The sequence below is a fragment of the Bradyrhizobium macuxiense genome, from assembly GCF_007993935.1.
Classification (GTDB): Bacteria; Pseudomonadota; Alphaproteobacteria; order Rhizobiales; family Xanthobacteraceae; genus Bradyrhizobium; species Bradyrhizobium macuxiense_A.
Window position 1 is genome coordinate 605,640 of sequence record NZ_VITY01000002.1, and the last position, 25,830, is coordinate 631,469.

Sequence of the window (25,830 nt, forward strand, 5' to 3'; positions counted from 1 at the left end):
TCCGCTCTGTCCACGTCATTGCGAGGAGCGGAGCGACGAAGCAATCCATCCCTCCGCGCGCTCGGTGACAATGGATTGCTTCGCTTCGCTCGCAATGACGGTGCGAAAATTCAACGCTCGGCGAACGCCTTCTCGACCACGAACTGGGCGGGCTCGCCGTGATTGCCCTCGACGAAGCCGCGGCCATTCAGCAGCGTGCGGGTGTCGGCGACCAGCGCCGGCGAGCCGCAGATCATGACTCGGTCATGCGCGGCATCGAGCGCCGGCAGGCCGATATCGGCGAACAACTTGCCCGAGGTGATGAGGTCGGTGATGCGGCCGCGGTTGCGGAACGGATCGCGCGTCACGGTCGGGTAATAGATCAGCTGGTCGCGCACCAATTCGCCGATCAGTTCGTCCTGCGGCAGCTTCTCGGTGATCATCTCGCCATAAGCGAGCTCCTTGACGCGGCGGCAGCCGTGCAGCAGCACGACCTTTTCGAACCGGTCATAGGTCTGGGGATCCTTGATCACGCTGAGGAACGGCGCGAGGCCGGTGCCGGTCCCGATCAAATAGAGGTTGCGGCCGTCCTCGAGGTTGTCGATGACCAGCGTGCCGGTGGCCTTGCGGCTGACGATGATCTCGTCGCCCTCTTTCAGATGCTGCAGACGCGAGGTCAGCGGGCCGTCCGGAACCTTGATCGAGAAGAACTCGAGCGTGTCCTCGTAGTTCGCGCTGGCGACGCTGTAGGCGCGCAGCAGCGGCTTCTCGCCGACCTTGAGCCCGATCATGGTGAACTCGCCGTTGCGGAAGCGGAACGACGGATTGCGCGTGGTCTTGAAGGAGAACAGCGTGTCGGTCCAGTGATGAACGCTGAGGACGCTTTCCTGGTTGAAATTGCTCATCGCACCAATCCCTGATTTGTGCTGCGGCGGGGAAGGACTTGAACCCTGTTGACCGGCCGGATCGTTTGTATACGATCATTCGTATACAAACGAATAATCCGGCTTGATCGAAAAGTCAAGCCGGGCTCAAATTCCCGGGCAATTCCGGAACGAAAACAGAAGGAAACACCCATGGCTCACGACGCGCCCCAGGCCACCGGCCCCAGCAAGCTGGTGATCCGCAATATCGGGCTACTGCTGTCGGGAGCTTTGGAGAAGCCGATCCTGGACGCCGATACCATCGTCGCCGAGAACGGCAAGATCACTGCGATCGGCCGCCTCAAGGACGTCGACACCGACGGCGCCACCACGATCGTCGATGCCATGGGAACGACGGTCGCGCCCGGCCTGATCGACAGCCACGTCCATCCCGTCGCCGGCGACTGGACGCCGCGGCAGAACCAGATCAACTGGATCGACAGCTACCTGCACGGCGGGGTCACCACCATGATTTCGGCCGGCGAGGTGCACATGCCCGGACGGCCGCGCGATGTCGTCGGCGTGAAGGCGATGGCGATCTTCGCGCAGCGCGCGTTCTGGACGCTGCGGCCGGGCGGCGTGAAGGTGCATGCCGGCGCGCCCGTGATCGAATGCGAGATGGTCGAGGACGATTTCAAGGAAATGGCCGCCGCCGGCGTCAAGCTGCTCGGCGAGGTTGGGCTCGGCGGCGTGAAGGACGGGCCGACCGCACGGAAGATGGTCGGCTGGGCGCGCAAATACGGCATTCAAAGCACGATCCACACCGGCGGTCCTTCCATCCCCGGCTCCGGCCTGATCGACAAGGACGTGGTGCTCGAAGCCGACACCGACGTGGTCGGTCACATCAATGGCGGCCACACCGCGCTGCCCGACGACCAGATCCGCTGCATCTGCGAGGGCTGCAAGCGTGGGCTCGAGCTGGTGCATAACGGCAATGAGCGCTCGGCGCTGTTCACGCTGCGCACCGCGCGCGAGATGGGCGATCTGCATCGCGTCATCCTCGGCACCGACGCGCCGGCCGGCTCCGGCGTGCAGCCGCTCGGCATTTTGCGCATGGTCTCGCTATTGTCCTCGCTCGGCGAGCTGCCCGCCGAGCTCGCGTTCTGTCTCGCCACCGGCAACACCGCGCGGATGCGCGAGCTCGATTGCGGCCTGATCGAGGTCGGCCGCTCCGCCGACTTCGTGCTGATGGACAAGGCGCAGCATTCACCGGGCAAGAACATCCTGGAGAGCGTTCAGCTCGGCGATCTCCCGGGCATCGGCATGACCATCATCGACGGCATCGTCCGCACCCAACGCAGCCGCAACACCCCGCCCGCTGGCAAAGTGCCGGAGATCGTGGCGAAGTAAGGGACGTTTATAGACCCGTCATCCTGAGGTGCGAGCTCTTGCGAGCCTCGAAGGATGCACGGCCCGCAATCGAGAGCCGGGCCGTCGCCCTTCGAGACGGTCGCTTCGCGACCTCCTCAGGGTGACGGTCTCAGATTAGTATCACCGCAATTTCCCGAGCAGCGCGATCAGCGTCTCGCGCTCCTTGGCGTCGAGTGGCGCGAGCGTCTCCCTTGAAATGACCAGCGCATTCGGCGCGGCCTTATCGGCCATCTGCTGGCCGGCGCGCGTCAGGCTCACCAGCAGCCGGCGGCCGTCATTGGGATCGGGCGCGGTTTCGGTCAGGCCACGCGCGGTCAGGCGGTCGATCACGCCCTTGATGGTCGCAACGTCCATCGAGGTCAGCCGCCCCAATTGGTTCTGCGAACAGGCGCCGACCTCCGACAGCTTCGACAGCGCCGCCCACTGCGTCGGCGTCAGATTGATGCCGATCTCGCGAGCGAAGATCACGGCGTGACGCTGCGACACCTGGCGCAGGATGAAGCCGATCTGCTCGTCCAGCACGTAGCCGGGCTTGGCCGCCTTGACGCTTCGCTTCTGTGCAGCACTCCTCGCCATTGTCCACCCCGCCCTTTACAGCGACAGATGCGCGTCGCGGACATCCGGACGCGCATCGAGTTCCGCCATGGTGCCGCCGAAGCAGATCCGGCCGCGCTCGATGATGTAGGCGCGATCGGAGATCAGCCGGGCGAAATGCAGATTCTGCTCTGACACGACGATGCTGACGCCCTCTTTCTTCATCGCCAGGATCGCATCGACCATCTGCTCCACGATCTTGGGCGACAAGCCTTCCGACGGCTCGTCGAGCAGCACCAGCGACGGATTGCCCATCAGCGTGCGTGCGATCGTCAGCATCTGCTGCTCGCCGCCGCTCATCCGCCCGCCGGGCCGGCCGCGCATTTCGCCGAGATTGGGAAACAGCTTGAACAGTTTTTCGCGGTCCCATTGCGGCGCGCCCGGCCGCTTCGGCTGGCGGCCGACCTCGAGATTCTCCTCCACCGTCAAATCCGTGAAGATGCGCCGCTCCTCCGGCACGTAGCCGAGCCCGCCGCGCACGATCGCATGCGTCGGCAGCTCGGAGACGTCCCTGCCCTCGAACATGACGCGGCCGGAGCGGTTCTCGACCAGGCCGACGATGGAGCGGAACGTGGTCGACTTGCCGGCGCCGTTGCGACCGAGCAGCGCGACCACCTCGCCCTCGCCGACCTCAAGCGCGATGTCGAACAGGATATGCGCCGGACCGTAGAAGCTGTTGAGGTCGTTCACCGTGAGCTTCATGCCGATGCTCCCTCGCGGTGCCGCGCGTCGTAGAGGAGGCCTTCGCCGAGATAGATCGCACGCACCTGGGCATTGCCGCGGACCTCTTCGGGCGAGCCTTCGGCAATCAACGTGCCGCGGTTGAGCACAAGGATGCGGTCGGCATGCTCGAACACCACGTCCATGTCGTGCTCGGTGAACAGCACGCCGATCGACTGCTCGCGCGCGATCCGGGCGGTCAGCCGCATCAGCTCGACGCGCTCGCGCGGAGCCATGCCGGCGGTCGGCTCGTCCATCAAGAGCAGCTTCGGCTGGTTGGCGAGCGCGATCGCGAGTTCGAGCCGCTTGACGTCGCCATAGGCGAGCTCGCCGCACGGCCGCTCCGCATAGGCGCCCATGCCGACCAGGTCGAGCAGCCGCCCGGCCTCGTCGCGCGCGTGACGCGCGGTCGAAGCCCACAGATTGAACAATTGCTGGCCGTGCGAGACCAGCGCGACCTGGACGTTCTCGCGCACCGTCATGGTCGGGAACGTCGCCGCGATCTGAAAGGTGCGGCCGACGCCCATGCGCCAGATCACGCGCGGCTTCTTGCCGGTGGTCTCTGCGCCCAGCACGCGGATGCGGCCGCTATCGGGGATGTTCTGGCCGTTGAGCATGTCGAAGCAGGTGCTCTTGCCCGCGCCGTTCGGCCCGATCAGCGCCAGGATCTCGCCGGCGCGCAACTCGAAGGAGACGCCGCGCACCGCATGCACGCCGCCATAGGATTTGGTCAGCCCCTCGACCGACAACAATGTGGGGACCATGCTCATTCGGCGCTCTCGATGCGGGAGGTCAGCAATGGCGACGACGCCGACGACGAGGATTTGCGGCGGCGGTGCATGAAAGCTTCCAGCGTGCCGACGATGCCCTTCGGGAAGGCGACCACGATCAGCACGACGAAGCCGCCAAGCACCAGCTTGGAGAGATCGGTCTGGCTGACCAGCCAGATGCTGAGCGCCTTGTAGACGATGGCGCCGACCACCGCGCCCGACACCGTCTCGACGCCGCCGAGCAGCACCATGACCAGCGCATCGACCGACAGCGAGATGCCCATGTTGTCGGGGAATACACTGCCCTTGAGATAGGCGAACAGCGCGCCGGCAAGGCCTGCGACCGTGCCCGCGATCACGAAGGCAGTCCACTGGATGCGCTTGCCGTTGATGCCGACGGCTTCGCTGCGCAGCGGCGAGTCGCGCGTCGCGCGTAGCGCAAAGCCGAACGGCGAGAACACGATGATGCGCAGGATCACGACCGCAAGCGCGGCGATGCCGAGCGACAGCCAGTAGAAATGCGACGGGCTCGCCGCCCATTTTTCCGGCCAGACCCCGAGAATGCCGTTGTCACCGCCGGTGACCGAGACCCACTGGAACGCGATCGACCAGACGATCTGGGCAAAGGCCAGCGTCAGCATCGCGAAATAGACGCCGGAGAGCTGCACCGCGAAGAAGCCGAACACGGCAGCGCCGACGAGCCCGAGCAACGGGCCAAGCAGCAGGCAGACGATCATCGGCAAGCCCGCCATCTTGGCGAGCAGTGCGACACCATAGGCGCCAAGGCCGAAATAGGCGGCGTGGCCGAACGAGGCGAGCCCGCCGACCGACATCAGGAAGTGCAGGCTGACCGCGAAGATGACGAAGATCGCGATCTCGGAGCCGACAGTGAGCAGGTAATTTCCCGCGACGAACGGCAGCGCGGCGGCGACGATGAGCACGGCGATCGCGGCAAGCCGCTCGTTCGCCGTCAGCGGCCGCCACGGATTGACAGTGAGGCCCGGCGTGCGCCGCGCCGGCGCCTCCGGCTTGCCGAACAGCCCCCACGGCCGGACGATCAGCACCACCGCCATCACCAGGAACACCAGGATGATGGAGATCTTCGGGAAGATCAGGATGCCGAAGGCGTTGAGTTCGGACACCAGGACCGCCGCGACGAAGGCGCCGATGATGCTGCCGAGGCCGCCGATCACGACCACGACGAAAACCTCGACGATGACGCGCAAATCCATCGCGTGATTGACCGCATCACGCGGAATCTGCAGCGCGCCACCGAGCGCGGCGAGGAAGACGCCAAGCGCGAACACGCTGGTGAACAGCCATTTCTGATTGACGCCGAGCGCGGCGACCATGTCGCGGTCCTGCGTCGCGGCACGCACCAGCACGCCCCAGCGGGTGCGCTGGAATAGCAGCCAGAGCACGCCGAGCACGACCGGCCCGAGCACGATCAGGAACAGATCGTAGCTCGGAATGTTCTGGCCGAAGAAATCGATCGCGCCCTTGAAGCCCGGCGCACGGCGGCCGACCAGATCGTCCGGCCCCCAGATCAGCACCACGAGGTCCTCGACCATCAGCGTGAGGCCGAAGGTGGCGAGCAGCTGGAACAGCTCGGGCGAATGATAGATCCGGCGCAGCAGCACCATCTCGACCAGCACGCCGATCGCGGCGACGACGAGTGCCGCGACGACGATGCCGCCCCAGAAGCCGAACGCGCCCGAGAAGCGCTCGGTCAGCGTGAAGGCGACATAGGCGCCGAGCATGTAGAACGCGCCATGCGCGAAGTTCACGATCCGCGTCACGCCGAAGATGATCGACAGACCCGAAGCGACCAGGAACAGCGACGCCGCGCTGGCAAGACCGGTCAGGAACTGGACGACGTAGAAAGCCATGGGCGGTCCGCGTTGGAGAAAACGAACGTCACTTGTAGGGCGGGTTAGCGCAAGCGTAACCCGCCGTCGGTCCGCGTAAGCAAGGCGGTGGGTTACGCCTTCGGCTAACCCACCCTACGCAGGCAGAGAGACCTCAATCCTTCGGCCGCAGCTTCTCGATCTCGGCATCGCTCGGGAGGTAGTCCGAACCCTTGCGATAAGCGGTATCGACCATGATGCCCTTGCCGTCCTTCAGCGCGGTCTTGCCGGTGAAGGCGCCGAGCGTCGACTGGTGATCGATCTTGCGGAAGGTGATCTCGCCGAACGGCGACGGCATCGAGATGCCTTCCGCCGCCGCGATCAGCTTCTCCGGATCGCTCGAGCCAGCCTTGGCAAGGATCGCCGCGGCCGCCTTGATGGTCTGGTAGCCGACGATCGAGCCGAGCCGCGGATAGTCGTTGTACTTGGACTGGTAGGCCTTCAGGAACGCGTCATGCTCGGGCGTCTTGATCGAGTACCAGGGATAGCCGGTGACGATCCAGCCCTCCGGTGTCTCGTCCTTGAGCGGATCGAGATATTCCGGCTCGCCGGTCAGGAAGCTCACCACGGTGCGGCCCTTGAACAGGCCGCGGGTGTTGCCCTCGCGCACGAGCTTGACCAAGTCGGCACCGAAGGTGACGTTGAGGATCGCCTCGGGGTTCGCCGCGGCAGTCGCCTGCACCACCGGGCCGGCGTCGATCTTGCCCTGCGGTGGCCACTGCTCGTCGACCCACTGGATATCGGGCCGCTTTTCCGACATCAGCTTCTTGAACACCGCGACCGCGGACTGGCCGTATTCATAGTTCGGCGCGATCGTCGCCCAGCGCTTTGCGGGGAGTTTCGCGGCTTCTTCCACAAGCATTGCCGCCTGCATGTAGTTCGACGGCCGCAGGCGGAATGTATACCGATTACCCTTCGACCAGGTGATTGCGTCGGTCAGCGGTTCCGCGGCGAGGAAGAACACCTTCTTCTGGTTGGCGAAGTCAGAGACTGCGAGACCGATATTGGACAGGAACGTGCCGGTGAGCATCGCGACGTTCTCGCTCGACACCAACTCGTTCGCGGCGGTCTGCGCATCGGCCGGCTTGCCGCCGTCATCCTTGGAAATGACGACCAGCTTCTTGCCGTTGATGCCGCCGGCCGCATTGATCTCTTCGACCGCGAGCTGCCAGCCCTTGCGATAGGGCTCGGTGAACGCCGGCAGCAAGGAATAAGAGTTGATCTCGCCGATCTTGATTTCGCTCTGCGCCGTGGCCTGCGTTGACATGGCGCCCGTTGCCATGGCCGCGACCGCGATCGCCAATCCCGCCCCTACGAAATAACCACGCATCCCGTCCTCCAGTTTTTCTTCAGACAGATTATCGCAATCCGTCTTCGCCCTTGACCTCGTCGACCGTCAGCCCGCCGACGCGCGGCAGCGGCCGTCCGCTGTCGGTCACCGCAACCGCGACCATGATCTCGTTGGCGCGCGGCGCGTCGTTGATCTGTACTTCCATGCCGTCGAAATGGCTGCGCACGAAGGCTGCGTCCTTGTGCCCGAGCGGAATGTCCAGCGTGGTGCCGGGGCCCGAGCGCTTCTTCGACGACGGGATCAGCGCCGCCCCTTTGGACAGCACCTTGCGCACCGGCGCGCCCATCTTCGGATGCAGGATCGCGGCCGCGTGCTCGAGCTCGCCATTCTCGCCGACCGCGGCGGCCTTGCCGTAGCTGTGCGCCTTGGCGCCATCGATGCCGAGCGCGGCGACCGCCCGCTTCGAGAGCAATTCGCCGAGTTCCTCGCCGATCGCAATCAGCGGCGAGAGGTCCTCAACATAGCGGCCGGCAAAGGGGTTCTCGATCACGGCGATCGCGGCGGCCCGCCGGGTCGGCGGCGCGATGGTCTTGCCCATCTCCAGATGGGTCTCCTCGACCACGGTGACGATCTTGCGAATGACGGCGCTCATCTTGCCTCGCTCCCGGTCATGCCTGCAGTATGTTGTTTATCGTTGGTCCCTGAAACGCGTGCGACGCCGGCGTCCCGCTCCCAGTTGCACCGACAAGCCGCGTTTCGCCCAGTAGACGCAATGCCGCGCCCTCGATCAATCCCGACGTCAGGAGCATGCGTGCCCTCGCCGACCCCGCCTCGAGCGCCCGCTCGATCTCGTGTTCCGCCAAAACCCCGACATCGCGCGTCACCAGCCGTGCGCCGAGGTCGCTGTCCGGCTGCAAGTCGCTCGCTGGAACGCGCAGGATCGCGGGGTGATCAGCCAGATCGACCGCATTCGCGATCACGGTCGCCGCCGCATCGGCCTGCGACGCGGTCCGCGCCAATACGGTGACGGCATCGGCAATCCCGAGCGAGAAGCTGCGGCCATGGCGGCCGCTGGTCGCGATGCCGCGGACAGGCATGTCGCTATCCACAGTCATGGCACGCATCACGCCATGGCGGTCCGGCCGGTCCATCAGGCCAACCGTGAATTGTTCGCCATCGCCGAGATGCAAGGCGATATCACCGCCATTGTTGACATAGGCGCGGTCGAGCGTTGCCGCCTGCAACATTGCGCCGAGGATTTCCTCGGCGACCGAGCCCGCAACCGCCGCCATCGGCGTGATGAAGCCATCGGCGGCGAACGGCGCGACCGCCGCATGCATGCGCCGCGCGACCACGCCGTTCAGCGCACAGCGCCGCGGATCGGCTGCGCTGCGCAGCCCGGCGAGTTCGACACAGAGTTCGTCGAGCAAACCGGTGAAGCATTCCGCAGCAGCCCGATAGGCTGATCGAACATCCGCATCCCTGCCCTTGGCTTCGATCACCAGATCAATGGGACCATCCTGCAAATGCAGCCGCTTGCCGTCAGGAAGAAGCGCGATTTGCGGGAGCCGCTTCATGCGCGCCGCCCTGGAAGATACGGCATCGGCCGGACCTCGGCGCTGTCCCGCAGCGACGACAGCGGCCGGACATAATCCATATGGCCGCCGAGCGCCGCGTAATCCGACAGCCGCATCGTGAACTCGATCGGCGCCACCAGCGCTGGCGTCGGCACATAGCCGAAGGCGCCGGCCGGCATCTGCGTGACATCGACCATGAAGGTGATGCCGCCGCCGGGCCAGACATAGACCGGCGCACCGCCGCTGGTCACGCGCGTCAGCGCGTCCTTGACCGAGCGGGTCAGCCGGACCGGATTGTCGGTCACGCCGGCGCGCAGCGATCCGCCCGCGCCGCCCATGAACAGCACGGTGCACAGCGCCGGCTCGCAATTCTCCTGAATGCGCTCGACCGAAAATCTGAGGTCCGCCGGCATCTCGGTCTCGACAGGCTTCAGCGCCTCGTCGAGCACGTAGTAAGAGGCATGCTCGCCCGTCGTCGACACCATCAGCATAGTGAGCCCGGGCCGCGCTTCCTTGGCATTGAAGGGCCCGAGGATCGACAGCGGATCGGAGATGTTGGTGCCGCCCCACCCGGTGCCGGGATCGGCGACCTGGAAGTAGCGGCCGGGCGTCGAGCGCCGGCCCTTCATCTTGATGCCGGTGTCGGCGATGTCGAGCAGCTTGCCGGCCTGGTGCTCGCTGAGCACGCCGGTGATGTGGTCGTCGACCACCACGACCTCATCGACCTTGCCGTGCCACTGCTTGGCGAACATGCCGATCGTCGCCGAGCCGCAGCCGACCCGCATCCGCTCTTCCGCCACACCATTGACGATCGGCGGCTTGCCGGCCTGCACCACGACGGTGGCGCCGCCATCGATGGTGAGCTCCACCGCCTTGCAGTTGGAAAGGTCCATCAGCGTGTCGCAGGTGACGCGGCCTTCCTTCTTGGAGCCGCCCGTCAGATGATGCACGCCACCGAGCGAGAGCATCTGCGAGCCATATTCGCTGGTCGTGACATGGCCGACCGCCTCGCCCTCGGCACGCACGAGCGCGGTCTCCGGACCGAGATAGCGGTCGGTGTCGATCTTCACCTTGACGCCGCAATAGGAGAAAATGCCTTCGGTCACCACGGTGACCATGTCGACGCCGTCGACTTCCGACGACACGATGAAGGGCGCCGGCTTGTAGTCCGGATAGGTGGTCCCGGCGCCGATCGCGGTGACGAAGAGGTCAGGCTGCCGGACGATCTTGCCGTCCCAGTCGCCGCTGACCTGGAACGGAACCAGCTTGCCGCCATGCGAGACGGTGCGCTCCAGCACGACATGCGGATCGACCCGCACCAGCGTGCCGTCGTGATTGGCATAGCGATCACAGGCGCCGGCCGCACCCGGCTTGATGTAGCACATCACCGGACAGGCATCGCAGCGGATCTTGTCGCCGGCGGCGACGGTCATTGTGTCAGCCATCGTGACCAAGCCTGGACTTGTGGTGGCGGTCGATCATACTGCGCTTCCGCCTCCCTGCCTATATCATTCGTATACGAATGATCCTGCGCGCAGGTCTCAAGACTGTCAAGCGGCCTTTGCAATCAAACCCTGCCATTCGCTTGCGCACCCTGTTCATAAAACGTGCACTCGCTGCAGCGCGGCATGCCGCCGCTTGCACGTTTGTATACAAACGTTATCCTCGCCCCGCTATCGGACGCTGACATTGCAGCGCAAACTTCAAAGGGAGAACCGGGGCAATGCGCCTGACCGTCAACGGCAGGAATCATGATGTCGACGCCGCGCCCGACACCGCATTGCTTTACGTGCTGCGCAACGACCTTGCATTGAACGGACCGAAATATGGCTGCGGGCTCGGCGAGTGCGGCGCCTGCGCGGTGCTGATCGACGGCGTCGCCGCGCGTTCCTGCGTGATTCCGATCGAAGGCTGCGCGGGGCGCAGCATCGTCACGCTCGAAGGTCTCGGCACGCGCGAGCATCCCGATCCGGTGCAGGACGCCTTCATCCGCGAGCAGGCCGCGCAATGCGGCTATTGCCTCAACGGCATGATCATCTCCACCAAGGCGCTGCTGACGCGCAATCCTAATCCGTCCGAGCATGAGGTGCTGGAAGCGCTGCGCTACAATCTCTGCCGTTGCGGCGCGCATATCGAAATCATCCGCGCCGCGATGCGTGCCGCCGGCCACGCGCTCGAGGCGCGCGACTGATGGCGGACGCACGGTCTCCCGAGCAACGCAAGCGCGGCTCGCTGTCGGTCGTTCGCCCGGCAGTGCTGGGTGCGGAAGGCGCGTTCGAGACCTTCATCACCATCACATCAGACGGTTCGGTTAACGCCTATAACGGCCATGTCGACCTCGGCACCGGCATTCGCACCGCACTCGGGCAGATCGTTGCCGAAGAGCTCGACGTCTCCTTTGCCCGCGTTGTCGTGGTGCTCGGCGACACCGCCGTGGTGCCGAACCAGGGCGCGACGATCGCGAGCGAAACCATCCAGATCACCGCCGTTCCCCTGCGCAAGGCCGCCGCGCAAGCGCGGCATTATTTGCTCGCGCGCGCGGCCGAGCGGCTTGAACTGCCGGCCAGTGATCTCATGATCGAGGACGGCCTGATCCGCGGTCACGACAATCGCAGCGTCAGCTATGGCGAGTTGATCGCGGATGAGACCATCCGGCTCGTGCTCGCCGACGACGTTGCGGTCAAGGAAGTGAGTGCTTATTCCGTGGTCGGCAAATCCGTGCCGCGCGTCGACCTGCCGGCGAAGGCCACCGGCGAGCTGGTCTATGTCCACGATGTGCGCGTACCCGGCATGCTGCACGGCCGCGTCGTGCGTCCACCCTATGCCGGCGTCGATGCCGGGCCGTTCGTTGGCACCAGCCTGATCGCGGTGGATGAAGGATCAGTGCGCGATATTCCCGGGCTTGTCGCCGTGGTGCGGATCGGCGATTTCGTCGGCGTCGTCGCCGAGCGCGAGGAGAATGCGATCAAGGCGGCCGCGCAGCTCAAGGTGAGCTGGAAGCCGGGGCCGGCGCTGACCGACCTCTCCGACATCGAGCAGGCGCTGCGCGCCAATCCCTCAACGCCGCGCCAACTGATCGACAAGGGCGACGTCGATGCCGCGATCAAGGCCGCCGCCAAGCCGATGCAGCGGACATATGTCTGGCCCTACCAGATGCACGGCTCGATCGGTCCGTCCTGTGCGGTCGCCGATTACAGTGAGGGCGCGATCCGGGTTTGGTCCGGCACGCAGAACCCGCACATCCTGCGCGGCGACCTCGCGCTCTTGATCCAGCGGCCGGAATCCGAGATCGACGTGATCCGGATGGAGGCCGCCGGCTGCTACGGCCGCAACTGCGCCGACGACGTCTCCGCCGATGCGCTATTGCTGTCGCGTGCCGTCGGCCAACCGGTGCGGGTCCAGCTCACACGCGAGCAGGAACATGCCTGGGAGCCGAAGGGCACCGCGCAGCTGATGGACGTCAACGGCGGGCTCAATGCCGACGGCAGCGTCGCCGGCTACGACTTTGCCACACGCTATCCGTCGAACGGCGCGCCGACGCTGGCGCTCTTGCTCACCGGGCGGATCGCGCCTGAAGCGGCCGTGTTCGAGATGGGCGACCGCACCGCGATCCCGCCCTACGATTATGAAAACATGCGCGTGGTCGCCAACGACATGCCGCCGATCGTCCGCGCGTCATGGTTTCGTGGCGTCTCGGCGCTGCCGAACACCTTTGCACACGAGTCCTATATCGACGAGCTTGCGGCCGAGGCCGAGATCGATCCGATCGAATACCGGCTGCGCTATTTGAAAGACAAGCGCGCGATCGATCTCGTCAACGCAGTCGCCGAGCGCGCAGGCTGGACGCCCCGCCCGGTGTGGAAAGAGCCCGAGGCGGACGGCGACATCGTCCGCGGCCGCGGCTTCGCCTATGCGCTCTACGTGCACAGCAAGTTTCCCGGCTACGGCGCGGCATGGTCGGCATGGATCGCCGACGTCGCCGTCAACAAGGCGACCGGCGATGTCAGCGTGACGCGCGTCGTCGCCGGCCAGGACTCGGGATTGATGATCAATCCCGCGGGCGTGCGGCACCAGATCGAAGGCAACGTCATCCAGTCGACTAGCCGCGCACTGATGGAGGAGGTCTCCTTCGAGCGCGGCGCGGTGACGGCGCGGGAATGGGGCGCCTACCCCATCATCAAATTCTCCGAGCTGCCCAAGATCGACGTGCTGATGCTGCCGCGGCAGGACCAGCCGCCGCTCGGCGTCGGCGAATCCGCCTCGGTGCCGAGCGCGGCTGCGATCGCCAATGCGATCTACGACGCGACCGGCGTGCGCTTCCGCGAATTGCCATTCACGCCGGAGCGCATTTTGAAGGGCTTGCGCGGCGAGCAGCCTGCCGCACCCGCACCGCTTGCTCCACCCACGCCGACAACGCCGATCGACAAATGGCAAAACCCATTCGCAAAGCGCGGCGGCATCCTCGCCGGCATTGCCGCGCTCTGCGCCGCTGCGATCGGGATCGGCGCGGCCGCGCTACCCTGGCGCGCGATCGCACCGATCGCCCGGCCTGATGCGTCGGTCTATTCCGCCGCAACGATCGCGCGCGGCAAGGAGCTCGCGGCGCTCGGCGCCTGCGCCGTCTGCCACACCTCGGAGCACGGCATCTTGAACGCCGGCGGCCGGCCGCTCGAAACGCCGTTCGGCACCATCACCACCACCAACATCACGCCCGATGTCGACACCGGCATCGGCGCCTGGTCCTATCCCGCCTTCGAGCGCGCGATGCGCGAGGGCATTCATCGCGACGGGCGTCATCTCTATCCAGCGTTTCCGTACACGCATTTCGCCAAGACTTCCGATGCCGACCTGCAGGCGCTCTATGCCTATCTGATGGCGCAGGCACCGGTGCGCGCCGAGACGCCGGCGAACGCGCTCGCCTTCCCGTTCAACCTGCGGCCGCTGCTCGCCGGATGGAATGCACTGTTCCATCAGCCTGATACGTTCCGGCCCGATCCATCGAAATCGGAAATCTGGAATCGCGGCGCCTATCTGATCGAAGGGCTCGGCCATTGCAGCGCCTGCCACTCGCCGCGCAATGCGCTCGGCGCCGAACGGCAAGCGGCCTATCTCGCCGGCGGCTTCGCGGAAGGCTGGGAGGCGCCGGCGCTGACGTCGCTATCGAAGGCGCCGGTGCCCTGGAGCGAGGACGAGCTCTACGCCTATCTGCGCACCGGCGAGTCCCGCCTGCACGGCGTCGCGGCGGGCCCAATGGCACCGGTCGTGCAGGAGCTCGGCGCGCTGCCCGATCAGGACATCCGCGCGATGGCGGTCTACCTCGCCTCGTTCAACGCGACCGCCGACCAGCCGACCCACGATGCCATTGCTGCGAAACTGGAGGCTAGCACCGTAGTGACCACGGCCGCCTCGGCGGGCGCGCGGATCTATCAAGGCGCCTGCGCGGTCTGCCACGAGGTCGGCGGTCCGCCTTTGTTCGGCAGCCGGCCGTCGCTGGCGCTCAACAGCAACCTCCATAGCGACGCCCCCGACAACCTGATCCAGGTGATCCTGCACGGGATTGCCAAGCCGGCCGTGACCGATCTCGGCTATATGCCGGCGTTCCGGGACAGCATGTCCGACGGCCAAATCGCCGAGCTCGCCTCCTTCCTCCGCAGCCAGTTCGCCCCCGGCAAGCCGGCCTGGACCGATGTCGCCGCCACGGTCGGCCGTATACGGCAGACCATAGCGCGCTGACCTGCCATGTTCCGCCCGATACCCACTGGGCGGGCGCCGCGGGGCAGGCTAAGGTTCCCGCATGACCGTGACAGATATCGCGACCCGGACCTACAACCACGGCTGGCGGCTCGACCCGATCGTGCGCAGCCTGCTGGACACCGATTTCTACAAGCTGTTGATGCAGCAGATGATCCGGGAATCCTATCCGGACACCCGCACGACCTTTTCGGTGATCAACCGCTCGACCCATATCCGGCTCGCCGAGGTCATCGACGAGGGTGAGCTGCGCGCCCAGCTCGACCACGCCCGCACCATCCGCTTCTCCAAGAAAGAACTGATCTGGCTCGCCGGTAACACGTTCTACGGCAAGACCCAGATGTTCTCGCCCGATTTCATCAACTGGCTCTCGACCTTCCGCCTGCCCGAATACGAGCTGAACAAGGTCGACGGCCAGTATGAGCTGCATTTCCACGGGCCGTGGACCCATACCACGATGTGGGAGATCCCGGCGCTCGCGATCCTCAACGAGCTGCGCTCGCGCGCGGCGACCAAGACCTATGGCCGCTTCGCGCTCGACGTGCTCTACGCCCGCGCCAAGGCCAAGCTGTGGACCAAGGTCGAGCGGCTGCGCAAGCTGGACGGCCTGCGGCTGTCCGATTTCGGCACGCGCCGCCGTCATGGCTTCCTTTGGCAGCGCTGGTGCGTCGAGGCGGTGAAGGAAGGCCTCGGTTCCTCCTTCACCGGAACCTCGAACGTGCTGCTCGCGATGGACAACGACCTCGAGGCGATCGGCACCAACGCGCATGAGCTGCCGATGGTGGCTGCTGCACTCGCCAATTCCGACGAGGAATTGCGCTGGGCGCCCTATCAGATCCTCGACCAGTGGCGTCATGCCTATGGCGGCAACCTCCTGATCGCGCTGCCCGACGCCTTCGGCACCAAGCCGTTCCTGCGCGACGCGCCGGAATGGGTCGCCGACTGGACCGGCTTCCGGCCCGACAGCGCGCCGCCGATCACCGCCGGCGAAGAGATCATCAAGTGGTGGAAGCAGAAGGGCCGCGATCCCAAGGAGAAGCTCCTGGTGTTCTCCGACGCGATGGATGTCGGCTCGATCGAGGAGACGTTCCATCACTTCAAGGGGCGCGTCCGCGTCAGCTTCGGCTGGGGCACCAATCTCACCAATGATTTCATCGGCTGCGCGCCCGACGGCTCCGCCGAGCTCGATCCGATCTCGATCGTCTGCAAGGTGACGTCGGTCGACGGTCGCCCGGCCGTGAAACTCTCCGACAATCCGGAGAAGGCGACCGGCATCCCCACAGAGGTCGAGCGCTATTTGCGCGTGTTCGGCAATGTCGGCCGCGTTCGCACCGCAGTTCACGTATAGACCTTCAGACCAAATATCCTCATCGACTGACCTGACGAGCTTCGCATGCCCGCACCCAAGCCGCCTGCCTTCGAAACCCTGAGCCTGCATGCCGGCCAGCGCCCCGATCCCGCAACCGGCGCACGCGCGGTTCCGATCTATCAGACCACGTCGTACGTGTTCCAGGACGCCGACCATGCCGCAGCGCTGTTCAACCTCGAACGCGCCGGCCACATCTACACGCGCATCTCCAACCCGACGACTGCCGTTTTGGAAGAACGCATCGCCGCGCTCGAATGCGGCGTCGGCGCAATCTGCACCGCCAGCGGCATGGCCGCGATGCATCTTGCGATCGCAACGCTGCTCAATGCCGGCGACCACATCGTCGCGTCCGCCTCGCTCTATGGCGGCACCATCAATTTGCTCGCGCACACGCTGCCGCGCTTCGGCATCACCACGACCTTCGTGAAGCCGCGCGCGCTGGATGAATTCCGCGCCGCGATCAGGCCGAACACGCGGCTCGTGATCGGCGAGACCATCGGCAATCCCGGCCTCGAAGTGCTCGATATCCCAGCGGTCGCGCAAATCGCGCATGATGCGAAGATTCCGCTCCTGATCGACAACACGTTCGCGACGCCTTACCTCAGCCAGCCGATCGAGCTCGGCGCCGACATCACGATGAACTCGGCGACCAAGTGGATGGGCGGCCACGGCATCGCGATCGGCGGCGTCATCGTCGACGGCGGCCGGTTCGACTGGCGCGCCTCCGGCAAATTCCCGCAGCTGACCGAGCCCTATGCCGGCTATCACGGCATCGTCTTCGACGAGCAGTTCGGCAAGGCCGCCTTCATCATGCGCGCCCGCACCGAGGGGCTGCGCGATTTCGGCGCCTGCCTGTCGCCGACCAACGCCTTCCAGCTGCTGCAGGGCATCGAGACGCTCGGCGTCCGCATGGACCGCCACGTCAGCAACACCCATGCGGTGCTGGGCGCCCTTGCCGCCAACAAGGCGGTCGACTGGGTGCTGCATCCGTCGCTGGAGACGCATCCCGACTACGCGCTGGCGAAGAAGCTGCTGCCGCGCGGCGCCGGCTCGATCATCAGCTTCGGCATCAAGGGCGGCCGCGCCGCCGGCAAGAAGTTCATCGAAAGCCTGAAGCTGATCAGCCATCTCGCCAATGTCGGCGACGCCAAGACGCTGGTGATCCATCCTGCCAGCACCACGCATCAGCAGATGGACGCCGAACAGCTCAAGGCCGCCGGAATCGGCGAGGAGCTGGTGCGGCTCTCGGTCGGCATCGAAACCGCTGACGATATCATCGACGATCTCGGCCAGGCGCTGCGCGCCTCGCAAAGGACTTGAGCGCCATGCAGCTTTCAGTGAACGGGGCAGACACCTTCATCGCCACCGGCGGTAAGCCATTCGATAGATCGCTGCCGGCCGTGGTGATGATCCACGGCGCCGGCTTCGACTCTTCGACCTGGGCGCTGCACAGCCGCTGGTTCGCCCATCACGGCTATTCCGTGCTGGCGCCCGATCTGCCCGGCCACGGCCGCTCGGCCGGCAAGCCGCTCGCGACCATCGCCGAGATGGCCGACTGGATCGCCGCGCTGATCATCGCCGCCGGCGCGGCGAAGGCGCGGCTGATCGGCCACTCGATGGGCTCGCTGATCGCGATCGAGACCTCGGCGCGGCATCCCGACAAGGTCTCGGGCCTCGCGCTGATCGGCACCGCGGCTACCATGACGGTCGGCCCCGATCTGCTGAAGGCCGCCGAAGCAAATGACACAGCCGCGATCGACATGGTCTCGATCTGGGGCCTCGGCTTCAAGGCCGAGCTCGGCGGCAGCCTTGCGCCGGGCCTGTGGATGCACCAGGGCGCGCAGCGGGTGCTGCAGGAGGCCAAGCCCGGCGTGCTCTACACCGACCTCAACGCCTGCAATGCCTATCAGAACGCACTGACGGCTGCTGCCGCAGTCAAGGTGCCCGCGACCTTCATCCTCGGCGAACGCGACATGATGACGCCAGCCAAGGCCGGCAAAGCGCTCGCCGCCGCAACGCCGAATGCGCGCACCGTCGTGCTGCCGGGCGCCGGCCACATGATGATGGTCGAGCAGCCCGACGAGCTGCTGGCTGCGCTGCAGTAGCGCCGCCCTTCCCTTCTCCCCTCATGTCCGCCGTAGCCTTGGCGAAGGCGGATGTGGGAGAAGGTGGCGCGCAACGAGCGCCCCCAAAATATCGAAAACAACCCCATGCAAAGCAGCAGAGCGCCCCGCCGGCGCTTGGACAAGTAACTTGACGCGTCGGGCAAATCAGCGATATCTTCTATTATTCCGAATTCCTGCAAATGCGATAAGTCCGAGAGCGGGCAGAAGCGAGATTCGAGCCCGCCAGGAGTGAATTAGCTTGCCTTGCTTTGAGTCCTTTTGCACTCTCAGGCTAGGAGGCCGGTGCATGATGAAGATGGTGACCGTCGCCTGCGCTCTCGGAGCGGCCCTGGTGCTGTACAACCTTGGGACGTCCGGTGCTGAAGCCCGGACGCGGAAGGCACAAATCGTACATGAACGGACGAGGATTGTTATCCCGACGCCCGTGATAAGGCCTACGCCGTGGGATTATTACATTGTTCCACGATATCGCTATCGCCCTGAAGACGACCGGGTCGATCCCTACGGCCCGCCCCTGGTGTCGTCGTGGGAACTCTATGAGGGTTGGCGGTGGCCATACTGGTGGTGAGCAGCGAAAGCGCGATGAGATTAGGTCGAATCGTCATCACGCTTTAGCTTCTTGTTGAGCATGATCTTTTCGGAAAACCGCTTCGCACTTTTCCGGATCATGCTTTAGCGCTTGGTCTTGTGAAGCACCATCCTGCCCTTTGAAGCAATGCCACCCCAGCTGGCAGACCAACCGACTTCCGAGGTGGAGGGGCGTTCGGTGCGGGTCTGATCCCAACTGCCCTGCAACGCAAACAGGGCGCCCTGGGGATCGGCACATCGAACGATCCAGCAACCATCGGGCAACTCGATCGGACCCTGGAGGACCCGGCCTCCGCCAGCATGAACGCGCTTGGCGGCCGTGCCGACGTCGTCGACATTGAAGTAGTAGAGCCAACAGGGCTGCGATACGCTCGGAAGCTTGGTGAGCATGCCGCCGATCGTCTGCCCGGCCGCCGAAAACACTTCATACACGTCTGCCGGATCGGCTCCAGCATGGGCCTTCTGCCAGCCAAGCAGCTCGCCGTAAAACGCAAAGATCTTGCTCCGGTCTTCAGCCAGCAACTCGTGCCAGCCCACGCACCCGGGCTCGTCCAATCCGCCGGGTTGCCGTTGGCCATATGTCGGTCCAGTGACCAGCGCAAACGTCGCGCCTTGCGGATCGGCGACCACTGAGATTCGGCCGATATTGCTGTCGGTCGGCGATACCAGGATGGCGCCGCCAAGACGGCGGATCTGCGCGGCCTTCGCATCCATGTCATCGACGGCGACGTAGCCGATCCATCTCGGCGTTGCGCCCAATCGCAGCCCTTCTTCGGGAAGCTCCATGAGCCCAACCACCGGCGTGTCGCCTGCAGTAAGCACCGTATAGGCCAGCTCCGGCGTCGACGCATCTTCCGTCGCCCAGCCAACGACCTTGCCATAGAAGGCAGCTGCTGCCCGCATGTCCGTCGTCAGGAGTTCATACCAGGCGAAGCGTCCGGGCTGATCGACCAAGTTAATTTCCCTGTTCAAGCGGGCCGGCAATTGCGCACTGCATCAAACCGCACCCGTCGCAATCCGCCCGCGGGCGCGGATATTCGGCGCCATTGATGAAATTGCGGCGATATTGTTCATGAAGATGAATGCAAGCTAGCCTCATTACATTTCGTGTATCCCTAAATCGTGTATCCCTAAATCTTGCCTGCCCTGTTCGCTCGGCGTAGGATCACGGCCTTCGGAGATCCTTCTTCCAACATTGGAGGATGCGGCCATGCAGCGGGTGAAGCAAGCTTCGAAAAAGAGGCGAATGACCAAAGCCGCGATGCCGGCGCTGGGAGTAGCCGGTCTAACCTTTTCGCTGGCGGGAAGTGCATCGGCTTCGGCCGTACCGACCGGCGACGTTCAACACAGGCCGAGCTTCGCGCCCGGCCAGGTGACCGCGCTCAGCGAGGAAGAACTCGCCGACGTCAACCTCGCCACCTTCCATCTCAATCTCATCGACCATGGAAGCGTCGCGGGCGGTGTGCTGCTCGCGCGGGGATGCGGTGGTTGTCATGGCTGCGGAGGCGCCAGAGGTTGCGGAGGCTGCAGAGGCTGCGGCGGATGTAGAGCGTGCAGAGGCTGCCGCTGCGGCGTCGGTTGCGGTGGATGTGGCGGCTGCGGCGTTGGCTGGATCGGGGTAGGCGTGCCATGGGTGACCTGCGCAGGGTGCTGTGCATCGTGGGGCCGCTGCCGCTGGTGCTAGGAAGCAGCGCTCCCTGACTATGCATCGACACGTCGCGATTTCATTGGCCGGGTCCGCGAACGACCCGGCCATTTCTTTGCTTTCGTCACAACCTTCGCCGCGCCTGGCTGGTCAGCTTGCCGATGGCGGGCGAGTGTGATCCAACTTATTCGACGAATAGTCGAGCTCGGCGCAAAAGTTGAGCGGGGCAGTGGTTTGCCGGGCGCCGGCAACCGGCAGTGACGGGAACAGGATCGGCGTGCTGACCCGATGACAGTCAATCGCAAGAGCCGCGCCGCGAGGCAGACCCGAAAGGGCGTCTTGCGCTTCGCGCCGAACTTCACCGCCTATGTCATTCCTCCCAATGTGGTCTGTCTCTATTCCGAGAATCGCAAGTTCTTCCTGCACGGCGAACTGTATTGTGCGGTAGCCACGGCGATCGGAAAAAATGGAAAGGCTGCGCCAGAGATCGTTCGCCAGCTTTCAAGGAGCTTTCCCGCCGACAAGATCGAGGAAGCGATCAGGCGGCTGTTGGAGCGCCAATACGTCGTTGGTGGAGCATCGCACGCATTCGCAGGCGCCGTTGACGGATATTGGGCGAGCCTCGGCCTGCCGCCCGAGGTGGCGGAACAGAATCTCCGCGATTGCCCCGTGCGGGTGGAATCGATCGATGTCAAAGGCGCCAGGGAACTGAGCACGGCCTTGAGCAAGCTTGGCGTTCAGATCGCCAAGCGATCGCCCAGGCTCATCATCACGCTGGTGAACGACTATCTTGATCGAGGGCTCGCCGAGCTGAACGGAGAGCGCGTCGCCGATGGGATGCCGTGGCTCCTGGTGCAGCCGTCAGGCGTGATTCCGCTGGTGGGACCTGTGTTCAAGCCGGGCGAGAGCGCCTGCTGGACCTGTCTGTTCGATCGCATGATACGCAATCGGGAGATCAAGGGATTTCTCGACCGCGGACCGGCGCAAGCGGTCGCCGTATCGCCCCTGGTCCACGACACCGTTGGACAGACCGCAGTTCACTTCGCTGCCGTGGAGATCACGAAGGCGATTGCTTCGGGTTTTCGCACCGACCTGCGCGATCACATTGCAAGCTTCGACCTGACTGGTGCCGTCATTGCCAAGCACTATGTCGCGAAACGCCCGCAATGTCCCACTTGCGGCAGCAAGAAGCTGCAGAGCGCGCGCCGGGCGGCAACCCCGATCGAGATTGCCGAGGGCAGAAAGCTCATAGCCACCAGCGGCGGATACCGCACCGTAACGTCGCGGACCACCGTCGCGCGGTTCCGCAAACACGTCAGTCCGCTGACCGGCGTCGTTTCGCGGCTCGAGCGGATCGAGGCGGATCTGCCGATGAATACGAATTTTTTCGCCTACCACAACTTCTCCGCGCCGGCCTGGAACGTCGATCAGCTCAGATCCGGACTGAGCGGCGGCAGCTTCGGCAAGGGTTCCACAGCCGAGCAGGGCGAGGCCAGCGCGCTGATGGAGGCGATCGAGCGCTATTCGGGCATTTTCCAGGGTGACGAGATCAGGACCAACCGGCGCTTTGCCGATTTCGCTCCCGGTGACGCTCTCGTTCCCAACGACGTCCAGCTTTTCAGCGACACGCAGTTTCAGAACAGGCATGCCCCGCAGCCGGACGATTCACACCCGGTTCCCGAGCCGTTCGATCCCTCGACAAAAACCGAGTGGTCGCCGGTCTGGTCGTTACGCGACAAGCGCTTCAAATATCTTCCGACCGGACTGCTGTACTTTTTCTATGGCGGCTTCCACACGGATTCCAACGGATGCGCGGCCGGCAACACCCGTGAGGAAGCCATCGTTCAAGGATTCCTCGAACTGGTCGAACGCGATGCCTACGCCATCTGGTGGTACAATCGGCTACAGCGTGCCGAAGTCGACCTCACGCAATTCGACGATTCCTATGTGCGGGATCTGCAAGCCCAGCTTGCCGATGCGGGGCGCAGGCTCTGGGTGCTCGACATCACCAGCGATCTCGGCATTCCCTCTTACGTGGCGATCACGCACTGGATGCAGAACGGGCACGAAAATATCGAGTTCGGCTCCGGCTCGCATTTCGATCGCCGCATAGCCCTGCTGCGCTCCCTCACGGAGCTGACCCAGTTCATGTCGATTGGCATGATGGGCGGCGGAAGTGGCGAGAAGCCGACGCTTGACGGTGTTACGCCGCTGCGACTTGACGATTATCCTTTCCTGATCCCCAGCGACAATCCGATCGTTCCGCCGGCACCGGGCCTCAAGGTCCACGACAATACGAGCGACCAGGTCAATGCCTGCATCGAGATTGCCACCGGTGCGGGACACGATTTCCTCGTGCTCGACCAGACGCGGCCCGACGTCGAAGTCCCCGTCGTCAGGGTGCTCGTTCCGGGCTTGCGGCATTTCTATCGCCGCTTCGCGCCCGGCCGGCTTTACGACGTTCCGGTGAAGCTTGGATTATTGGATCGCCCGCGACAGGAAAGCGAACTCACTCCGTTCCTTCCACACACCTGAAGGTTGACCTCCGTGCGCGTGCTCCGGAAGAAGCCGACCAGGAAGATTGCACCAGTCATCGCCGCCCGGTTGAACCGGAGTTTTTCCCTTCACATGCAGGCGGACGGAAGCATCGCCGCTGCCCTCGGCCACTATACGGTCAATCTGGGACAATTCAGCGCAGCGGCGATCGAGCGTGCGGGACATCTCGCCTCCGGCCTGCCGCTCGCCTCCTTTGCCGGCAAAAGCGCCCTCGCGAGGCAGCTTCATGCCCTGGTGCAGCGACTGGCGCGGCACGGGCTTCTCGAATACCGCCTATCCTCGCCGCGCGAAGCGCGGGACCTCGTGGTCATCGAGCCGCAGGTCGCCGAATACTGGCCGCAACCTGCAAAGCTGGGGAACGGTGATACCATCGTGTTGTCGCGCTTCGCCTATCTGCGCCGGCGCGGCAACGAGATGGTGCTGGAATCGCCGCGTGCCGGGGCACTGTTCCGGATTTGCGATCCCGCCATCGCTGCCACCCTCGCGGCCCTGTCGCAGCCCCAGAAGATCAGCAAGCTTCGCCGCCACGCGACCTCCCTGAACCTCGATCTGCTCGGATTGCTGCTCGACAGCCAGATGCTGATCAAGCTCAATGCGAAAGATGGCGACGGCCTTCGGGTGAATGAAGGCGACGGCAATCTCGTTCTCTGGGATTTCCACGATCTCGTGTTTCACACGCGGAGCACGGAGGGCCGGCATGCCGATCCGGTTGGCGGTGCATTCACCTATGCGGGCGCCGTTCCACCGCTGCCTGCGATACGTCCGCGTTGGCCAGGCGAGAAGATCGCCCTCCGCAAGCTCTCCACGCCGGAGCCGATCTCGCCCGTCGCGAAGCTGTTGCGTGAACGCCATTCGATACGAGATTTCGACGACCAGCACCCGGTCACGCTCGCCGAACTCGCACAGTTTCTCGACACCACTGCCCGCGTGCTATCGGAATGGAAGAACGGCGCGAATTTTGACGGCGGTCCTGAAGTCACCTACAGCGCGAGGCCCTATCCATCGGCGGGCAGCGCTTACGAGCTGGAATTGTATCTGGCAGTCTCGAACTGCGAGGGGCTTGCGCGCGGATTTTACCACTACGATGCGGGTGCTCACGCACTGGTAGCGATCGACGCTTCCGCCCAGCAGCTCCAGGCGCTCTCGACGGCGGCCGAGTTTGCCATGGACGCGCCCGGCCCGCCGCAGGTCCTGATCACGATCGCTGCGCGTTTCGGGCGGGTGTCCTGGAAATACAGCTCCATCGCATATTCGCTGATCCTGAAGGATGTCGGCACGGTGATCCAGACATTCTATCTGGCGGCGACCGATATGGGCCTTGGCGGCTGCGCCATCGGCACGACCAACATCGATCTGTTTGCGAAAATCACCGGGCTCGAATTTCATGTCGAGAGCCCGGTCGGTCAATTTGCACTCGGACGCGGCAAGACACCGCTGGCCGCAAGCTAGAGGGCCAGCCGCGTTTTGGGTGCTACGGTAATAGCCTCGCGCTCAACGCTCACCCCTCATCCTGAGGAGCGCGGAACGCGCGTCTCGAAGGATGAGGCCACAGTCAGGGCCTCGTGGTTCGAGATGCCGCTGCGCGGCTCCTCACCATGAGGGTCTGATATCTGCGCGCACCGTGCTTACTGCTTCGCCGGCTTCCTTCCGATCGGATGGATCTCGATCGCGCGCAGGCGGCCGAGGCGGAGCACGTCCATCGATAGCGAGCGGTCGATCCGGCTGTGATCGAGTGCGCGGATCAGGTCGTCGACGCCGTTGATCTCGATGCCGTCGAGCCGGATCACGACGTCGCCCGGCAGCAGGCTTGCGCGCGCAGCCGGGCTGTCCGGCTCGATCTGCATCAACAGCGCACCCATCTTGTTCTCGACGCCGGCGAGCACTGCGTGCCGCCGCGGCACCGGCGCGGTCTGGCCGGCGACGCCGATATAGGCGCGGCGGACATAGCCGTGGCGGATGATCTCCGACAGCACGAACTGCGCGGTGTTGCTGGCGACCGCAAAGCAGATGCCCTGCGCGCCGTTGATGATCGCGGTGTTGATCCCGATCACCTCGCCCTTCGACGACACCAGCGGCCCGCCGGAATTGCCGGGATTGAGCGCGGCGTCGGTCTGGATCACGTCCTCGATGGTCCGCCCGCTGACCGAACGGATCGAGCGGCCGAGCGCCGACACCACGCCGGCGGTGACCGTCGATTCGAAGCCGAGCGGATTGCCGATCGCGACCACGAGCTGGCCGCGCCGCAACGTCTTGGAGTTGCCGAGCGACGCGTAGGGCAGATCGCGCGCGCCATCGGCGCGCAGCAATGCGAGGTCGGTGTCGGGATCGACGCCGAGCACATGGGCGTCGGTGACGAAGCCCTCGGTGTCGCGCAGCCGGATCTCCTTCGACGATCCGACCACATGGCTGTTGGTCAGCACGAAGCCGTCGGGCGAGATCACAATGCCCGAGCCGAGCCCGCCGCGCTCGCGCGCATTGCGCACCTTCGGCCCGGTTTCGACGCGGACCACGGCCGGACCGACGCGGTCGGTGACGTCGATCACGGCGTTGGAATAGGCATCCAGCAAAGCCCGATCATCTTGCCGGGCAGCATCGGCCGTCGCCGCTGACGGCGCGTCAGCGGCGGTATCTGAGGTAAAATCCAGCATGGCGAGAGTCCTTTG

General features: G+C 64.9%; 19 protein-coding genes. 8 read left to right on the top strand and 11 right to left on the bottom strand.

The window, feature by feature from the left end:
• Nucleotides 1–110: 110 nt before the first annotated feature.
• Nucleotides 111–884: a ferredoxin--NADP reductase gene (locus tag FBZ93_RS06910; RefSeq protein WP_146985183.1), complete on the bottom strand. Its 774-nt coding sequence runs from the start codon at nucleotides 882–884 to the stop codon at nucleotides 111–113.
• 171 nt (nucleotides 885–1,055) lie between these two features.
• Between FBZ93_RS06910 and FBZ93_RS06915 the strand changes: the two genes are divergently transcribed.
• Nucleotides 1,056–2,252 (top strand): amidohydrolase family protein, encoded by a 1,197-nt coding sequence (locus FBZ93_RS06915; protein WP_146985184.1) that lies wholly within the window; start codon nucleotides 1,056–1,058, stop codon nucleotides 2,250–2,252.
• A gap of 141 nt (nucleotides 2,253–2,393) precedes the next feature.
• Here FBZ93_RS06915 and FBZ93_RS06920 read toward each other — a convergent pair whose 3' ends face one another.
• From FBZ93_RS06920 to FBZ93_RS06955, 8 genes are all read right to left on the bottom strand, one after another.
• On the bottom strand, nucleotides 2,394–2,849 hold the full coding sequence (locus tag FBZ93_RS06920; RefSeq protein WP_146985185.1) for a MarR family winged helix-turn-helix transcriptional regulator: 456 nt from the start codon (nucleotides 2,847–2,849) through the stop codon (nucleotides 2,394–2,396).
• 15 nt (nucleotides 2,850–2,864) lie between these two features.
• Entirely contained in the window at nucleotides 2,865–3,569 is a 705-nt protein-coding gene (locus FBZ93_RS06925; RefSeq protein WP_146985186.1) for an ABC transporter ATP-binding protein, read from the bottom strand.
• Entirely contained in the window at nucleotides 3,566–4,357 is a 792-nt protein-coding gene (locus FBZ93_RS06930) for an ABC transporter ATP-binding protein (RefSeq protein ID WP_050423385.1), read from the bottom strand. Before FBZ93_RS06930 ends, FBZ93_RS06925 begins: the two co-directional genes overlap by 4 nt.
• A complete protein-coding gene (locus FBZ93_RS06935; protein WP_146985187.1) occupies nucleotides 4,354–6,246 on the bottom strand; it encodes an ABC transporter permease in 1,893 nt (630 codons plus the stop codon). The genes FBZ93_RS06930 and FBZ93_RS06935 overlap by 4 nt, the downstream gene beginning before the upstream one ends.
• Nucleotides 6,247–6,379: 133 nt before the next feature.
• On the bottom strand, nucleotides 6,380–7,594 hold the full coding sequence (locus FBZ93_RS06940) for an ABC transporter substrate-binding protein (protein ID WP_146985188.1): 1,215 nt from the start codon (nucleotides 7,592–7,594) through the stop codon (nucleotides 6,380–6,382).
• 28 nt (nucleotides 7,595–7,622) lie between these two features.
• Nucleotides 7,623–8,207, bottom strand: a complete 585-nt coding sequence (locus FBZ93_RS06945) for an amino acid synthesis family protein (protein ID WP_029078203.1) — start codon at nucleotides 8,205–8,207, stop codon at nucleotides 7,623–7,625.
• Between the two features lie 16 nt (nucleotides 8,208–8,223).
• Nucleotides 8,224–9,132, bottom strand: a complete 909-nt coding sequence (locus FBZ93_RS06950) for a UPF0280 family protein (RefSeq protein WP_146985189.1) — start codon at nucleotides 9,130–9,132, stop codon at nucleotides 8,224–8,226.
• Entirely contained in the window at nucleotides 9,129–10,577 is a 1,449-nt protein-coding gene (locus FBZ93_RS06955; RefSeq protein WP_146985190.1) for a 6-hydroxynicotinate reductase, read from the bottom strand. Before FBZ93_RS06955 ends, FBZ93_RS06950 begins: the two co-directional genes overlap by 4 nt.
• 278 nt (nucleotides 10,578–10,855) lie before the next feature.
• Between FBZ93_RS06955 and FBZ93_RS06960 the strand changes: the two genes are divergently transcribed.
• The 5 genes from FBZ93_RS06960 (at nucleotide 10,856) to FBZ93_RS06980 (ending at nucleotide 18,357) form a co-directional block, all read left to right on the top strand.
• Complete coding sequence (locus tag FBZ93_RS06960) at nucleotides 10,856–11,323, top strand: (2Fe-2S)-binding protein (protein ID WP_146985191.1); 468 nt, start codon at nucleotides 10,856–10,858, stop codon at nucleotides 11,321–11,323.
• Nucleotides 11,323–14,865: a molybdopterin cofactor-binding domain-containing protein gene (locus FBZ93_RS06965; RefSeq protein ID WP_146985192.1), complete on the top strand. Its 3,543-nt coding sequence runs from the start codon at nucleotides 11,323–11,325 to the stop codon at nucleotides 14,863–14,865. Before FBZ93_RS06960 ends, FBZ93_RS06965 begins: the two co-directional genes overlap by 1 nt.
• A 61-nt stretch (nucleotides 14,866–14,926) precedes the next feature.
• Nucleotides 14,927–16,231, top strand: a complete 1,305-nt coding sequence (gene pncB, locus FBZ93_RS06970; RefSeq protein WP_146985193.1) for a nicotinate phosphoribosyltransferase — start codon at nucleotides 14,927–14,929, stop codon at nucleotides 16,229–16,231.
• 45 nt (nucleotides 16,232–16,276) lie between these two features.
• A complete protein-coding gene (locus tag FBZ93_RS06975) occupies nucleotides 16,277–17,572 on the top strand; it encodes an O-acetylhomoserine aminocarboxypropyltransferase (protein WP_146985194.1) in 1,296 nt (431 codons plus the stop codon).
• A 5-nt stretch (nucleotides 17,573–17,577) separates the two neighbouring features.
• The gene (locus FBZ93_RS06980) at nucleotides 17,578–18,357 is read left to right on the top strand and encodes an alpha/beta fold hydrolase (RefSeq protein ID WP_146985195.1); all 780 of its coding nucleotides are present in this window, start codon (nucleotides 17,578–17,580) and stop codon (nucleotides 18,355–18,357) included.
• A 693-nt stretch (nucleotides 18,358–19,050) separates the two neighbouring features.
• Here the strand turns inward: FBZ93_RS06980 and FBZ93_RS06990 are convergent.
• A complete protein-coding gene (locus tag FBZ93_RS06990) occupies nucleotides 19,051–19,920 on the bottom strand; it encodes a VOC family protein (RefSeq protein WP_283810812.1) in 870 nt (289 codons plus the stop codon).
• Between the two features lie 979 nt (nucleotides 19,921–20,899).
• Here FBZ93_RS06990 and FBZ93_RS07000 point away from each other — a divergent pair.
• Nucleotides 20,900–23,146 (top strand): TOMM precursor leader peptide-binding protein, encoded by a 2,247-nt coding sequence (locus tag FBZ93_RS07000; protein WP_146985197.1) that lies wholly within the window; start codon nucleotides 20,900–20,902, stop codon nucleotides 23,144–23,146.
• A 93-nt stretch (nucleotides 23,147–23,239) separates the two neighbouring features.
• Nucleotides 23,240–24,616 (top strand): SagB/ThcOx family dehydrogenase, encoded by a 1,377-nt coding sequence (locus FBZ93_RS07005; protein WP_167528947.1) that lies wholly within the window; start codon nucleotides 23,240–23,242, stop codon nucleotides 24,614–24,616.
• Nucleotides 24,617–24,792: 176 nt separating this feature from the next.
• Here FBZ93_RS07005 and FBZ93_RS07010 read toward each other — a convergent pair whose 3' ends face one another.
• The gene (locus FBZ93_RS07010; RefSeq protein WP_146985199.1) at nucleotides 24,793–25,815 is read right to left on the bottom strand and encodes a S1C family serine protease; all 1,023 of its coding nucleotides are present in this window, start codon (nucleotides 25,813–25,815) and stop codon (nucleotides 24,793–24,795) included.
• Nucleotides 25,816–25,830 lie beyond the last annotated feature (15 nt).